This window comes from Maridesulfovibrio sp. (assembly GCF_963666665.1).
Taxonomy (GTDB): domain Bacteria; phylum Desulfobacterota; class Desulfovibrionia; order Desulfovibrionales; family Desulfovibrionaceae; genus Maridesulfovibrio.
In genome coordinates this window covers 361,621-376,256 of sequence record NZ_OY762999.1, presented here as the reverse complement: position 1 = coordinate 376,256, position 14,636 = coordinate 361,621, and the positions used below count along the sequence as shown (strand labels likewise).

Sequence of the window (14,636 nt, the reverse complement as noted above, 5' to 3'; positions counted from 1 at the left end):
AACATGACCACTCACACTGAGTTACAAAATAATCAGACTCAACATTACCCCAACTGGGTATCCTAGTCCAACACAAAAGCTAACAGCGAAGCCACTAACCCCCTTTAATATCCCCGCAAAACAACTAAAAAAGCCCGTAAGCGTGAGCACTTACGGGCAATAAAAAAAGCTGAACTTAAATTATGCGTCAACCATCATTTCAGCACATTCCATGGCAGCTTTAAAGCTATCAAGGGAGGCTTTTCCGGTTCCGGTTATATCATATCCGGTCCCATGATCTGGTGAAGTGCGCGGGAATGGCAGGCCGAGGGTAATGTTCACCGCCTCACTGAAATGAAGGAGCTTGAGCGGAGCCAAGCCCTGATCATGATACATAGCCAGTACTGCGCTGTAATCACCCTGTGCGGCAAAATAAAAAACAGTATCGCCGGGAAACGGCCCTTCCACATCAAATCCTCTGGCCTGCGCTTCAGCAATGGCAGGTTCAATAACCTTGATTTCCTCATCACCTATACGCCCGGACTCCCCGGCATGTGGATTCAGCCCGCAAACAGCTATGGGTTTGGTAAGACCCAGCGACTTTACCAAGCTGTCGGTCAATTCAATACAACGCAGAATCCGCTCCTTGGTGACCAGTCCCTTAATGTCCACAAAACGGGGATGAGTTGTCACAAGGCTGACCTTGAGCTTCGGTCCGCCAAGATGCATGCAGACATTTTCCCGTCCCACACCGGAACGGGTTGCAAGAAATTCAGTATGGCCCGGAAAATCAAATCCTGCCAATTGAAGCATGGCTTTATTCAAAGGACAGGTAACCAGTCCGGCCAGAACTTTACGATTCAGCAGGTCCATGGCAGTTTCCATGGCCTCCCCGGCACAACGTCCGCCCTCAGGATCAGCGAGACCGACCTTCAGCTCAAAATCGTCCAGAGCTTTCGGGCAGAACAAATAATATCCCGGCTCGGTATCAACAATCTGCTCCGGATCATCAAGCACAGTATAAAATTTATCCAGTCCCAACCGCTCAAGATGGTACAGCAGACCATTCTCCGGGCCGATCATCAAATAAGCACGGTCAGCCGGACGCTCAGCAAACAATCGGCAAGCCAGTTCAGGACCCAATCCATTAGGATCACCGAGAGTAATACATATATTTTTTTTCATAACTATTTCCTAAAATAAAAAAGGAGGCCGATAGCACGACCTCCCAATAATTAATAAATTTAAAACTACTAAAAAGTTTTGGGATTCTTAAACCCTTTTCACAAAAGGGGTTAAGCCGCCGGAGGCATTCTTCTACCCCTGCTTTGGTCTTAAGGCAATAGCTCCCAAAGGCGGCAGAGTCAGTTCCAGATAATAGGGAAAAGCGCCCAGATCTCCGGCCTTGCGGGCCTCGACCTTGCCGACATTCCCCACGTTGGAGCCGCCGTAAACTTCAGCATCGGAATTGAATATTTCTTCCCAGTTTCCGTCTTGCGGACAACCGAGGCAATACCCGGACCGCACAACCGGAGTGAAGTTGAACACCCAGAGAACGGGACTGTCACCTTCACTCTTGCGCAGAAAACTTATAGTCGAGGACTTGTAATCGTTAAAGTCCACCCACTCGAAACCGGACCAGTCCGTATCGTGCTTATACATGGCCGGATTCTCATGCATGACCCGGTTCAGATCAATGACCGTGTTACGCAATCCCTGATGGGAAGGAAAACCTAGCAGCATCCAATCAAGCTCCTGCCGACAATTCCATTCATTCCACTGCCCGAACTCACAGCCCATAAAGAGCAGATTCTTGCCCGGATGCGCCCACTGATAACTGAAAAGCAAACGCAAGTTAGCCATCTGCTGCCACATGTCACCGGGCATTTTGGAAAGCAACGCTCCTTTACCATGCACCACTTCATCATGAGAGAGCGGCAGGAAAAAGTTCTCGCTGAAAGCGTAGATCATGGAAAAGGTCAGGTTGTTATGATGGTATGAGCGATGGATGGGGCTCTTTTCCATATAATCAAGAGTGTCATTCATCCAGCCCATATTCCATTTAAAGGTAAAACCAAGACCTCCGGTATAAACAGGACGTGACACACCGGGCCATGAGGTTGATTCCTCGGCAATCATCATAGCGCCGGGGAATTGTTCGTGAACTACGGAGTTAAGCTTCTTGAGCAGTTCAATGGCTTCGATATTCTCATTTCCGCCATGCTCGTTGGGAATCCACTCCCCTTCTCGGCGGGAATAATCGAGGTAAAGCATGGAAGCCACAGCATCGATACGCAGCCCGTCAATATGAAATTCCTTAAGCCAGTAGAGAGCGTTGGCGAGCAGGAAGTTGCAGACCTCGTGCCGCCCAAAGTTGAATATGTAGGTCCCCCAATCCGGATGCTCGCCCTTGCGGGCATCGGCATGCTCATAAAGAGATGTACCATCAAAACGTCCCAATCCCCAGTCATCCTTTGGGAAATGACCCGGAACCCAGTCTAGGATAACACCCAATCCGGCCTGATGGCACTGATCGATAAAATAGCGCAGATCATCAGGTGTACCGTGCCGCGAGGTGGGCGAATAGTAATGGGTAGTCTGGTATCCCCATGATTCATCAAGAGGATGCTCGGCAATGGGCATAAGTTCGATGTGGGTGAAGCCCATATCCTTAGCGTAAGGAATCAGCTCTTCGGAAAGCTGGCGATAGGTACGGTAATCCCATCCTTCCCTGCGCCACGAACCGAGATGGACCTCGTAGACAGACACAGGCTTATCCAGAGGCAATCCGGTCTGACGCCGTTCGGACATCCACTTATCGTCCTGCCATTCGTAATTATCAAGCCCCCAAGTCACGGCGGCATGACCGGGACGCATTTCAGTGCGGAAAGCAAGAGGATCAGTCTTAGTCACTTCGTGACCGTCATTCTGAACCACATGATACTTATACATCTGCCCGGGCTTCACACCTGGAATAAAGCCGGCCCAAATACCGGACACTCCCACGGGCATGAGTTTATTGGCCCTGTTATTCCAGCCGTTAAATTCACCGGTAACAAAAATTTCACGGACATTGGGTGCCCAGACCGCAAAACGGTAACCTTCCTGACCTTCCTGCAGGTCAAAATGTGCACCGAGTATGCGGTATAAATCCCAATGTTCCCCTTTGCCGAACAGAAAAAGATCAAAAGGGGCAATATAGACAGGTAAAGTTTCTGGCATCAGGGCAAAGTCCTCTGGTTTGCTGCGATCATCAGTAAATACAACAGCCTGTATAATTTTTTGAACCGACAAGAAAAGGTTCTACAATCTGGCGCCAAGCTCGCGATATAATTTTATATATTCGGCAGCTGAACGATCCCATGTGAATTCCTTACGCATGGCCCGTTTCACCATTTTCTGCCACTCTTCACGGTCATGCCATGCATCCACGGCCTGCATTACCGCTTCATAAAAGAGTTCTGAATCAAGTTTCTCAAAGGTAAAGCCGGTGGCATCAGATGCCGGATACGGAGTAATGGTATCACGCAAACCGCCCACGGCGGTAGCCACCGGTGGAGTACCGAAACGCAGTGCGTAGATCTGGGTCAATCCGCAAGGTTCATAACGTGAGGGCATTAGAAATATATCGGACCCGGCTTGGATTCCGTGAGCCAGATATTCGGTATATCCTACCTGTACGCAGAACTGTCCTGGATACTCCTCCATAAACTCCAGCAAGCGTGCTTCGTACCCTAAATCACCCTCGCCAAGCACGATTACCCCTACATCTTTCTCCATCAGCCTCGGCAGGATGTCAATAAGCAGATCGATCCCCTTCTGCCCGCGCAAACGCCCGATAAATCCAAGAACAGGCTTATTCTCTAACTGGTCGGACATGTAAAAATCACGCAGCATGCTTCTCTTACACTCCTGCTTGCCGCGAATATCTTCAGCAGTGTAGCAGCAGGGTAGGAACTTATCATTACCGGGGTCCCAGATGGAATAATCTGCCCCGTTCAGGATACCGTGCAACTTGTGAGACTGGTTATTCAGAAAGCCCTCCAGACCGCAGCCAAATTCCGGCCCAAGAATTTCCTTAGCATAAGACGGGCTGACCGTGGTCACCGCATCACTATAGGCAATACTGGCCTTAAGCATGTTCAGGTCACCGTAAAACTCGGCCCCGTGCATGGACCATGCTTCGGCAGGCAGGCCGGATTCATGAAACAGCCTCTCGGAAAAACGGCCCTGAAAAGCAAGGTTGTGGATAGTGGTCACGGTCTTCGTATTCTTCCAAAAAGAATCCGTTGCCCGCTCAAAATACAGGTACGGGGGCACCAACGCGGACTGCCAGTCATGGGAATGAATCACCGCCGGAGGCGACGGAAGCATTCTCGCCCACTTAAGCACGGCTTTACAGAAAAAGATGAACCGTTCGCAGTTGTCGAAATAATCACCGTAATGGGTATTGTAATAATGACGACGATCAAAAAATTCACCACGAGACACAAAGTATACAGAAATGCCGTCGTAGTCAGTCTGGTAAATTTCCGCAGTTGTGTCCGGCCATGGATAGCCCACATGCAGATCGGAATACACCAGCCGCAATTTATGACCGTCGAGATTCATACGCCCGTAAAAAGGGGTGATTACAGCGGTCTTGGCACCCTTGGCATGGATTGCAGGAGGCAAAGCTCCCATAACATCGCCAAGGCCCCCGGTTTTTGAAAAGGGGTACATTTCAGAAGTAACATAAAGAACGTCGTGCACTGGTCCGACTCCCTTCAGTTTTCAGCTTGTTATTATTTATTGCCAACAGCAGCGTGGTTCTGCAAACGAACCAGCTTGGATGAAAAATCGCTCAGAATATCGCGATGATCGAAAACGAGATCAGGCAGGCTGTCCAGTTTAAAAAAGCGAGCTCCTCCGGCATCATCACCGGCCTGCAAAGCCGATGTATCACTGGTTACAGCACTATAGGTAACGCTTATGGTATGCTGGCGGTCATCGCGGCAAGGCATGGAATAGACACCCACCAGACCGGTAAGCACCACCTCCAGCCCGGTTTCTTCCTTTGCCTCGCGGACGGCAGCGTGTTCAAGGGTTTCTCCGTAATCAACGAACCCACCGGGCAAAGCCCAGCCCAAAGGAGGATTGTTGCGTTCAATAAGCACAACCCCGAGGATAGGATCATAAATAATAACATCAACAGTGGGAACAGGATTACGGTAATGTACAACGTCTTTCCCGCAGTGGGGACACGGTTTTGATCCGAGCATTAAAACAGCCTTTCTTTAATCAACTACAAATACATGAACTTTTATGCATAACAAGCATATGACTATCAGTTACTATAAATACCGCGAATGGAATTTCATTACAAGGAAATACGCTTTTTTTTCTAAAACTTTACCTTTGTAACATCCAAACACCAGTTCAAAATCTTGTACAACCCTTCTCAGAGCCCGTTAATCAACGCATAAAGGTTGATTCAGGCCGTACTGAAATCCTTAATATGATTTTCTGCGCGGATAGGAAATGAAGACTTTTATGTCTCAACAATGAAAAAGGCCCCGTTGGTTAAATCCAACGAGGCCCGTTTCAGCATTTTCTCAGCAAAAGTTTGAAGGTAATATCTACTTAGCAACTGCTGTGCCAAAGCCCCAAATGCCCACATAGAAGCAACCAACATACTTAAATAACTTAAATAAAATTAAAAACAGGGAACACCGAATGAAGCTAATATTAGTACAATATTTTTAACCTGACTGAAAAATACCGGATGAAACAAGCATCGAGGGTAAAATATTTTTTACCTGAATCACTGATCATGACTAAGACTGCAAAGAAACTATCCATCCGCCAAATTCTAAACGAACCAATGCAGAAAAATCTCACTGCTCACCAATTTTGCCTTAAAATGAAAAAGGCCCCGTCGGTCAATTCCGACGAGGCCTATTTCAGCATTTTGTTCAGCAAAAGTTTGAAGGTAATACTTACGTAGCAACCACTGTGCCAACACTTTACACCCGCACCTAAACGCAAACAAGATACTGAAATAACTTACTTAATCTCAAAAAAAGAACACACCAACCGAAGCTCATATTAGTACAAGTTTTTTTACCTTACAAAAAGATAACGGATAAAACAGGCATCGAGGGTAAAATATTTTTTACCGGACTTACCACCCACGACTTAAGCTGCAAATAAATTTTCCGTCCGCCAAATTCTAAACGAACCAGTTCATAAAATTTCACTGCTCACCAATTTTGACTTAAAATGAAAAAGGCCCCGTCGATCAATTCCGACGAGGCCAGTTTCAGCATTTTTGTTCAGCAAAAGTTTGAAGGTAATTTGTATATAGCAACCGCTGTGCCAACACTTTACAGGCATCACACAAACACTATAATGTGCTAAAATAAAATAATAAATTAAATTTTACTTTTAACACAAATCTCCGCCATTCAGTTCAAAAACTTTTACCATTCCCAAAAGACCCCACCAAATACGGCATCGGAAGTAAAATATTTTTTACCGCACAAATAAAAAGACCTGCCCTTAAAAAAGGACAGGTCAAAAAAATATTTAGATAAGGATTTAATCCACAATCACAAATCCGGCACGGGTTAACTGCTCACGCGTGACCACTCCATCTCGAAATATTTTGATTTTATTTTCCGTGAGCGGTTCCACTACAGTTGATGGATTACCGCCTTTCGGGCCGGGGTCAGGAGTATAAACTCCCTCCACCATGATAGTCAGTTCTGCATCCAACTCTGCGGCAACACCGGTCCCGGGCTTGCCGCTCATATTGGCACTGGTGGCAATAAGCGGAGTGCGAGCCTTAAGGCACAGCTCTGCTGCGTGGGAGTGATCGGTCCAGCGGACTGAAGTATATCCACGAGAATCCTTGACTGCAGAAGGAAGCTCTTCCCGGGCCTTAACCAGAATGGAAAGAGGTCCGGGCCAGAAGAGTCTGGTCAGTTTAAGTAATTCAGGAGAAACAGATTCAGCAACAAGGTCAAGCTGATCAATACTGCCGATAATCAACGGCAACGGCTTGGACACAGGACGCCCTTTAATACGGGCGACACGGTTCGCAGCCCTTTCATCCATGGCATCTGCACCAATGGCGAAAAGGGTTTCCGTAGGATAGACCAGGACCCCTCCGATCCTTATTATATTTACAGCTTCCTGCTCATTCATTCCTGTTTTACTCCAAAAGACGCATTACAGCATACGGAGCGACTATTAATACCAACTTTATGCTTTATGTCCAGCATCTTTTAATGCTCGAGAAATATCATTATTAACAGACTACACAGAAGACTGCAGAAGCTGCATGACTTTATCATCCGTTTGGCATAATAAAAGATGCTGTCAGTATATGAACAAATGGAGATGATAAATGATTGCTGCCACACACAATTTCGAAGCTGAGAAAGTTGAAAACTTCCTATCTGCAGTCAAAAATTCAATCCCTCTCTGGGTTATGGGAACAGAAGAACTTTCCCATCAAACAGGATTAATCAACGTTTTTCAGCACCTTTCGGCTGGCCATCCTATATTTGAGGAAGTCAGCGCCGAACTTTCCCTGCTGGCATGGCAACAGAATCCGCTGAACCGTTCTGCAGCAGTGCGATGCATGGGTTTAAATGAAACATCATGCCCTAACTCTCTGTTGGGCATACTGCAAACATTGATCAAAACCCCGGTGTCAGAAATCCCTCTCCAAGACCTCGAGAACCTCTTTCAGGCAGGGGACCACGCCCTGATTATCCGTCACCTTTTTCCCTTACTGCGTGGATCGGACGGTATCAGCTGGCTGACCCATTCATGGGATACCCTCCTGCGCATGGGTAATGCTGAACTCCCGCAGACAGCACTGGATCTGGTCAACTGGAGCGATGAGTTAACCCAACTGAAACAAAGGCTTAAAGCTCAGTACAATTTTTTATACAGTTCGACAGATGAAACATTGCAGGCCCTGAATGAACTTGATCACGATATCTGGTCATTGTGGCAGGATTATATACGCAGTGAACTATTACTCCGCACCGGACAGACCCAAGAAGGGACGGAACTGCTCGCTGAACTTTGGAAAAACAATTTTTGGAACCTGAACTGGGGACAAAAACTGCACGGCCTGCTTAACCCGATCGACACATCAAACGCCCTCGCCAACTCAGAAGAAGTCGCCATCCTGCTCTACTCGTGGAACAATGGACAGCTTATTGAAAACACGCTCAAGAATGTAGCTGCATCAAATATCGGAAATGCACGGATTTTCGCCTTGAACAACGGTTCTGATGACAGCACAGGACAAGTGGTCAATGACGCACAATATATTTTCCGCAAGGATCGCTACAAGCCGATACATCTGCAGGTTAACGTCGGTGCTCCGGCAGCGCGTAACTGGCTGCTGGCCGAACCGGAGGTACGCAAAGCCAAGTGGGCAGTATTTCTGGATGATGATGTGGAACTTGAACCGAACTGGCTTGAAGAGCTGCTGGCAACCGCACATAGTTACGGAAATCCCGGAGCCGTGGGCTGCAGAATAACATCCACCGGAACACCAAGATCATTGCAATCCGCAGACTACCATCTCTTCCCGCCCGGGAACGGGACTTCACAAATAGAAGGACTGACCGAACGGATCATGGTCTTTGACAGCTGCCGCAACGGGTTTGATTATGGGCAATTTTCTTATACCCGTCCGGCGACGCATGTCTCAGGCTGCTGCCATATGCTGAATATGGAAGCAATCCACAAGTGCGGAGATTTCGATGTACGTTTCAACCCGACCCAGTTCGATGATCTTGAACGTGACCTGCGCGCAGCTCTCGGCGGCTATGAACATGTTTACGCCGGCCAGCTGCGCATCGGGCATATCCAACACTCAAGCCTTGCCAAGGCAAGCAACGTGCGTTCCATGGCTCAGGTCTTCGGGAATAAGATAAAACTGGAGAGCAAATACAGCGAGCATGACCTGAACGTCCTCTTTGGAAAAGACCTGGCCATGCTCTGGCAGGATGCTGAACGCAAATGGAAAGAGCTTGCAGAAGCCCTTACCAACAGATAGCAGAAAAAACTTTATCAGCTATCTGGCTAACCATTCAGCGGTAAGCTTTTCCATCTCTTCGGGAGAAAAAGAAGGATTGTCGTACATGCCCTTGGCGAAACGCTGGGAAAATCCGTGATAAAGAATCAACGCAGCTGCAACGGAAACATTAAAGCTTTGGATCATGCCCTGCATGGGAATATAAACTTCGTCCGGCACCAGTTCCGAAAGCTCCGGGGCAGTTCCGCTATGCTCATTACTCAGGATAACAGCAGAAGGTTTACTGAGATCAAAGTCCATAAGCGGCCTTGCTGTCTCGGAAAAACCTGTTCTAAGCACCTGATATCCCTGTTCGCGCAATCCGCTGACCATCTCCACCGGATCAGTATGTTTGGTGCACTCTACCCATTTCTTCCCTGATGCAGAAGTTTTTTTTGCAAGTTCGGGCCATTGTGATACAGTATAGTATAAATGTATGCCGTAAATGCCGAAAGCATCACAGCTCCTAAGGATGGCCGAAACGTTGTGGGGATCCCATACATTATCAATAATAAGGGTAAAATCCTTCTGGCGTTTTGCCAGAACATCCCTAACCCGTGCTTCTCTTTGAGGTGTTCTTTGTCTTTCCATGGCGTACTGGGTACCCAACCTTTTGCAAGTTTGCAAGGGTTGACCTGAAACATGTTGCAGCGCAACAAAAAGTAGAACATAAGCACCCACATTTGATTGATTTAAAAAAAATGATGTGTAATGATTTCAGAGGATATTTATTTCACGGAGGCTTTAATGCGTGCGCTGATTGCAGAGGATGAATTTGTAGGACGGAAACTGCTCTCGACCTTTCTTGCTCCACTTTTCGTGATTGATGTTGCGGTCAATGGAAGAGAAGCGGTGGAAGCATACAAAATGGCATACGAAGAAGGAGATCCATATAGTCTAATACTTATGGATATCATGATGCCTGAACAGGACGGACTCTCCGCCCTCGAAGAAATTAGAACTTTTGAGAATGAAAAAGGAATGTCCCAGAACTGCAAAGTCATTATGACCACAGCTCTGGACGACCCCAAAACAGTCATCCGTTCCTTCCACGATGCAGAAGCATCAGCTTTCATTGTCAAACCCGTGAACAGGGAAAAACTTTACAAAGAGCTCGAAAAAATCGGGCTGATGAACAAATAGATTTTCCGGCAGATGGAGCACCACTTATGAGTGAAGACGATTCTCTAATTGAAGAATTCTTTTCCGAAGTAAATGACAAGTACTACCCGCAGGTACTTGAAGGAATCGACCTCCTTGATGAACAGCGCATTGAGGAAGGCATTGAGGTGCTCTCACGCCCGCTGCACACCATCAAGGGTGTCACCGGATTCATGTCCGGCTTCGAGCCGGCCTCCACTTTTACCCACAAGGTTGAAGATTACCTGAAGAAGATGCAGGCAGGAGAGGTTGAACACGATCTCATGCAAATTGCTCTTGCCATTGAATCCGTTAACACAATCTTCATGCTTATCGAACAGCTGCGGGAATCCGGCAGCTTCGACAAGTCCCTGACTGATGACATTGAATCACGGCTCTCAGGCGAAAGCCAGAAAACCGGAGCAGCAGATGAATCCGGCCTCAATCCGATTGAGATGGAACAACTTACGGATGCCCAGATATTCACCCTCAAAGTAAATAGAATATACAGTTCCGAACAATTGAAAATGGTTGAAGAAAGTCTGCTGTCAATAAATGACGAAAACAGGGTCCTTTTTGATTTTGGGATCACCATGTCCGTAGGTTCAGCATTTTTCGAATTGATCGCCTCATATTCAGAAAATTGTGATATTGGCGTTACCGGCATGAACAGTCATTGCACGAGCACCTTTTATTCCTGGGGCTTCCAGCGTTACCTGACGGTATTTGACAGCAGGGATAGCTTTCTGAACAACACTGGAGTTTGAGGATAATGAAGGACAGTATTTCCAGTTGCATAAGCCAGCTTCAAGAATCAATTGTCAGCCTTGAGCACGGTTCCTGTGATATCAATGATGTGCTGAAAGCACTGGGACTTGATAATGCCCAGATGAGATCGGCCCAGATAATCGCCCTTATGGATATGCTGAGTGACGGCATAACTCCCATCACCCCCGACCTGATCACTTCACTGCTTGATATCGCTGAAGCCCAGAAAAAATTTTTCTATTGCATCGGAGGACTGCTTGATCAAGGCGGAGCCCCGGTTGAGTCAAGAAAAGAAACGGAACCTGTATGTGATACAGAGTCTAGAGAAAAACTTGCAAGCGCACCGGATAAATATGAACAGGAAATGATGGCCGAGATGCTGGCCATGACCGGCGAAGCCCCCCCTGAAGATGAGGGCTGGGAAAAAGTTGAGTCCCAGAGTGATTTTTCACCCGCTGAAACAGAACAGGCTTCTGAGCAAACGGAAGACATTGAATCTGAACCAGTTGCAGCAGCCGCAAAACAGATTCCGGACGAAGAACAAAGCACCACGGTCCAGCCAACTCCCGCTAAAAAGAAAGATACACAGGCGATTTCATCCATCCGAGTTTCGACCCAGCAACTGGATTCATTGATTGAACTGGTAGGAAAACTGATGGTTACCTATGCAGTCATAGCTCAGACCAAAACGGACAATATTTCTAAAATTGCATCCAGTCTTTCCGAACTGGATAAAGTTATCCGCAATCTGCAATCAGAAGTGGATGAAATCAGGCTGGTGCCCTTGAAGCAGATCTTTATGCCCATGCACAGGCTGGTCAAGTCGACTTCCCAGAAGCTCGACAAGCGCATTAAATTCACCATCAACGGTGAAGAACTGGCCCTTGATAAAACTATCGTGGAATGCCTCAATGAACCGCTGGTACACCTGCTGCGTAACGCGCTTGACCATGGTATTGAGTCCGCCGAAGACCGCCAGATGTGTGGCAAAGATGAAATGGGCAATGTCAGCTTGAATGCTTTCCGCAAAGGAGAATTCGCCTACATTGAAATTTCCGATGACGGTAAGGGACTTGATGCAGATGTGTTGCTCAGCAAAGCCATGGAGCGCGGCCTTGCTGATCCTGAAAAGGAATATGCCAAGGAAGAAATTTACGAGTTTATCCTTCAATCCGGATTCTCCACAGCAAGTGCTGTCACGGATATTTCCGGGCGCGGTGTTGGCATGGACGCGGTAGTCACAGCTATTCAGAATACGCTTGACGGTAAGGTTTCCATTTCCAGCGAACTTGGCAAGGGTTCCACCTTTACCATTGCCATCCCATTAAGCCGCTCGGTGAATGAAGGTATTGTGGACGCACTTGTAACAACGGTAGGACCCGAAACATTTATCTTTCCCAGCCGGGAAGTGCTTGAAGTATACGAACCGGTGGAAAAAGAATTTACCGATCTTCCTGACGGCCGTGAAACTGTTTCCGTACGTGGAAAAGTTCATCCTCTTATCCGCATGTACAAAGTTTTTGACCTCCCGGCTCCATCCGAAGAAGTCATACCCAAGGTCATCCTCGTCAAGATGGGGGATACTGTTGCCGCGATTATGGTTGATGAAGTTCTGCGCCAGCAGAAGGCCGTGGTAACCGGATTCACCCTGCCGGTAAATTCCATCTACAAGCTGCCCATTCTCGGTTTCGGAATGATGGGCGAGCATGATGCCCTTGTAGTGGATACGGAAACCCTGATTGCTTCCTACATGGAAGGAGATTCCTGACGCCCGTTCATGACCTTCCGTTAATTTCTCAACACCGCAATTTTACTTCTGAGAGTGAATTATCCGCCACTCTCGTGCTCCTGTATTAAAAGAATCACACAAAATACTGCCTGTCATCATGGTCTTTCAGCTGAAAGTGATATAATATTATGTTACGAAATAGAATATTTAGCCTGAGCTATCCCTTTGAGGGGGCAGAAAATGATCCATTTCATAAGAATCTTATTTTGTTGCATAGTTCTTATATGCGCGACAGCCTCTTTTGCAGACCAAGAGGATATACCGCAAGCAGCCGTAGCAACGGACTATTGGCCTCCTTTCAGAATCAAACTGCAGGGAGACAAGCTTGGCGGAATTGATATCGATATGATGGACCTGATTGGAAAACGGATGGGAGTAAATTTCAACATTACCCGAATTCCATGGCCTCGCTGCCTTCTGTATATGAAAAACGGTCAAAAAGACTTCATGACCGGAATTGCAAAAAACAGCGAAAGAGAAAAATATATAGTCTACTCAGATATCCCCTATTATTCATGTCGCCCGGCATTTTATACTCTTAAGGAGTCAGGATTCACCATAAATAAGTATGAAGACCTGAAAAGAATGAAAATCGGCTACACCCGTAATTCTGCATATTTTCCCAGATTTGATGCAGACTCCTCCCTATATAAAATTGATAAGGACTCGGAAAAACAACTTCTGGATATGCTGACGGCCGGTCGCCTTGATGTAATTATCGGCACTGACTGTCAGGTGGACTACGAACTGAGGATACGCAAGCAGCAAGGAATAATTGTAAAACAACCATATACACCAGATTACAGCATAGACCTGTACATCGGCGCATCCAAGAAATCCAGATGGAACTTCAGAATGCGAGAACTGAATAAGGTACTCCGGGAACTCAAAAAACAAGGTGTGATCAAAGACATAGCTGAAAAGTACCTCAATAAAGATTAAAAATACGGCCACAATTTTCCAAGTCCACAGGAATAACTTTTCTCTGTGGGCTTTGTCTGTTATGCATGCGAGTTCACGCGAACGACAATCAACAGCTCAGGAATTTAGCAGATGAAAAAAGCCATCCTTTTTGCAGCACACGGATCAAAAAACAGAGCCGCCAGCTCAGCTATGGGCAATATTTTGAAGATGGCTAAAGAGGCCCATCCGGACATCCCGGTCTTCAGTGCTTTCACTTCCGGACATGTACTTAAAAAACTTCGTGAACAAGGCCAGAAACTACCTACAGTTAAGCAGAATCTTGAAAATTTATCTGCAGAAGGATTTACTCATGTAGTGGTTCAGTCACTGCATGTTATTCCCGGGACTGAATTCACCAACATCAGCAGGCTGCTGGACCGAGTCGAAAAAGGCGAAATTGAATTTGAAAAAGCAGTGCTCGGCGAACCGCTGCTGACCAACGATCAGGAAATCGACGAAATTTCCGACATCATACTCGCTTTGCTGGAAGACCGAGATCCGCAAAAAGAGGCGCTGATCCTCGTTGCACACGGCTCCAAATATTCCGATAGCGGTAATTCCCTGTACGACAAATTCAAGGAAGTTCTGGAAGCAAAAGACAAAAACGCATACCTCGGAAAACTCAACTCGGAAGGAGGCATTGAAGAAATCAGTGACCGCATCGAAAAATCCGGGGTAAAGAGAGCATACCTTCTCCCTCTGCTCTTCGGGGCCGGTGACCATGTAAAAAAAGACATGGCCGGGGAACATGAAGGATCATGGAAAAATGTTGTAGCTTCACGCGGAATAGAGCCGATTACCGTAGTGCAGGGTGTCGGGGAATTTGATATTTTCGCCCAGCGCTGGATGGACAAACTCGAAAAGGCCATCAGGCAACTGGAAGAATAATCGGTTCATAAAAAATTTGCTGCTTGA

The 14,636-nt window shown here is 46.9% G+C and carries 12 protein-coding genes; 6 read left to right on the top strand and 6 right to left on the bottom strand.

Annotation, left to right across the window (positions count from 1 at the left end; genetic code table 11):
* Positions 1-180 precede the first annotated feature (180 nt).
* The 5 genes from pdxA to ACKU40_RS01570 all read right to left on the bottom strand — a co-directional run bounded on the left by pdxA (position 181) and on the right by ACKU40_RS01570 (position 7,167).
* On the bottom strand, positions 181-1,164 hold the full coding sequence (gene pdxA, locus ACKU40_RS01590; protein ID WP_320174793.1) for a 4-hydroxythreonine-4-phosphate dehydrogenase PdxA: 984 nt from the start codon (positions 1,162-1,164) through the stop codon (positions 181-183).
* Between the two features lie 132 nt (positions 1,165-1,296).
* The gene (glgB, locus tag ACKU40_RS01585; protein WP_320174792.1) at positions 1,297-3,201 is read right to left on the bottom strand and encodes a 1,4-alpha-glucan branching protein GlgB; all 1,905 of its coding nucleotides are present in this window, start codon (positions 3,199-3,201) and stop codon (positions 1,297-1,299) included.
* Positions 3,202-3,282: 81 nt separating this feature from the next.
* A complete protein-coding gene (gene glgA / locus ACKU40_RS01580) occupies positions 3,283-4,701 on the bottom strand; it encodes a glycogen synthase GlgA (protein ID WP_320176358.1) in 1,419 nt (472 codons plus the stop codon).
* A gap of 62 nt (positions 4,702-4,763) precedes the next feature.
* Positions 4,764-5,240 (bottom strand): NUDIX hydrolase, encoded by a 477-nt coding sequence (locus tag ACKU40_RS01575; RefSeq protein WP_320174791.1) that lies wholly within the window; start codon positions 5,238-5,240, stop codon positions 4,764-4,766.
* A 1,318-nt stretch (positions 5,241-6,558) separates the two neighbouring features.
* Positions 6,559-7,167 (bottom strand): L-threonylcarbamoyladenylate synthase, encoded by a 609-nt coding sequence (locus tag ACKU40_RS01570; protein WP_320174790.1) that lies wholly within the window; start codon positions 7,165-7,167, stop codon positions 6,559-6,561.
* A 202-nt stretch (positions 7,168-7,369) separates the two neighbouring features.
* Here ACKU40_RS01570 and ACKU40_RS01565 point away from each other — a divergent pair, with 202 nt between their 5' ends.
* Positions 7,370-9,043, top strand: a complete 1,674-nt coding sequence (locus tag ACKU40_RS01565) for a glycosyltransferase (RefSeq protein ID WP_320174789.1) — start codon at positions 7,370-7,372, stop codon at positions 9,041-9,043.
* Positions 9,044-9,061: 18 nt separating this feature from the next.
* On the opposite strand, the gene ACKU40_RS01560 is transcribed toward ACKU40_RS01565, so the two are convergent.
* Entirely contained in the window at positions 9,062-9,652 is a 591-nt protein-coding gene (locus tag ACKU40_RS01560; protein ID WP_320174788.1) for an RNA methyltransferase, read from the bottom strand.
* Between the two features lie 156 nt (positions 9,653-9,808).
* On the opposite strand from ACKU40_RS01560, the gene ACKU40_RS01555 reads away from it, so the two are divergent.
* The 5 genes from ACKU40_RS01555 to ACKU40_RS01535 all read left to right on the top strand — a co-directional run bounded on the left by ACKU40_RS01555 (position 9,809) and on the right by ACKU40_RS01535 (position 14,609).
* A complete protein-coding gene (locus tag ACKU40_RS01555) occupies positions 9,809-10,204 on the top strand; it encodes a response regulator (RefSeq protein ID WP_320174787.1) in 396 nt (131 codons plus the stop codon).
* A 26-nt stretch (positions 10,205-10,230) separates the two neighbouring features.
* Positions 10,231-10,968, top strand: coding sequence for an Hpt domain-containing protein (locus tag ACKU40_RS01550; protein ID WP_320174786.1), 738 nt, complete (start codon positions 10,231-10,233; stop codon positions 10,966-10,968).
* A gap of 5 nt (positions 10,969-10,973) precedes the next feature.
* The gene (locus ACKU40_RS01545; RefSeq protein ID WP_320174785.1) at positions 10,974-12,737 is read left to right on the top strand and encodes a chemotaxis protein CheW; all 1,764 of its coding nucleotides are present in this window, start codon (positions 10,974-10,976) and stop codon (positions 12,735-12,737) included.
* A gap of 201 nt (positions 12,738-12,938) precedes the next feature.
* Complete coding sequence (locus ACKU40_RS01540) at positions 12,939-13,700, top strand: transporter substrate-binding domain-containing protein (protein ID WP_320174784.1); 762 nt, start codon at positions 12,939-12,941, stop codon at positions 13,698-13,700.
* A gap of 111 nt (positions 13,701-13,811) precedes the next feature.
* On the top strand, positions 13,812-14,609 hold the full coding sequence (locus ACKU40_RS01535; protein WP_320174783.1) for a sirohydrochlorin cobaltochelatase: 798 nt from the start codon (positions 13,812-13,814) through the stop codon (positions 14,607-14,609).
* The last annotated feature ends 27 nt before the right edge of the window (positions 14,610-14,636 follow it).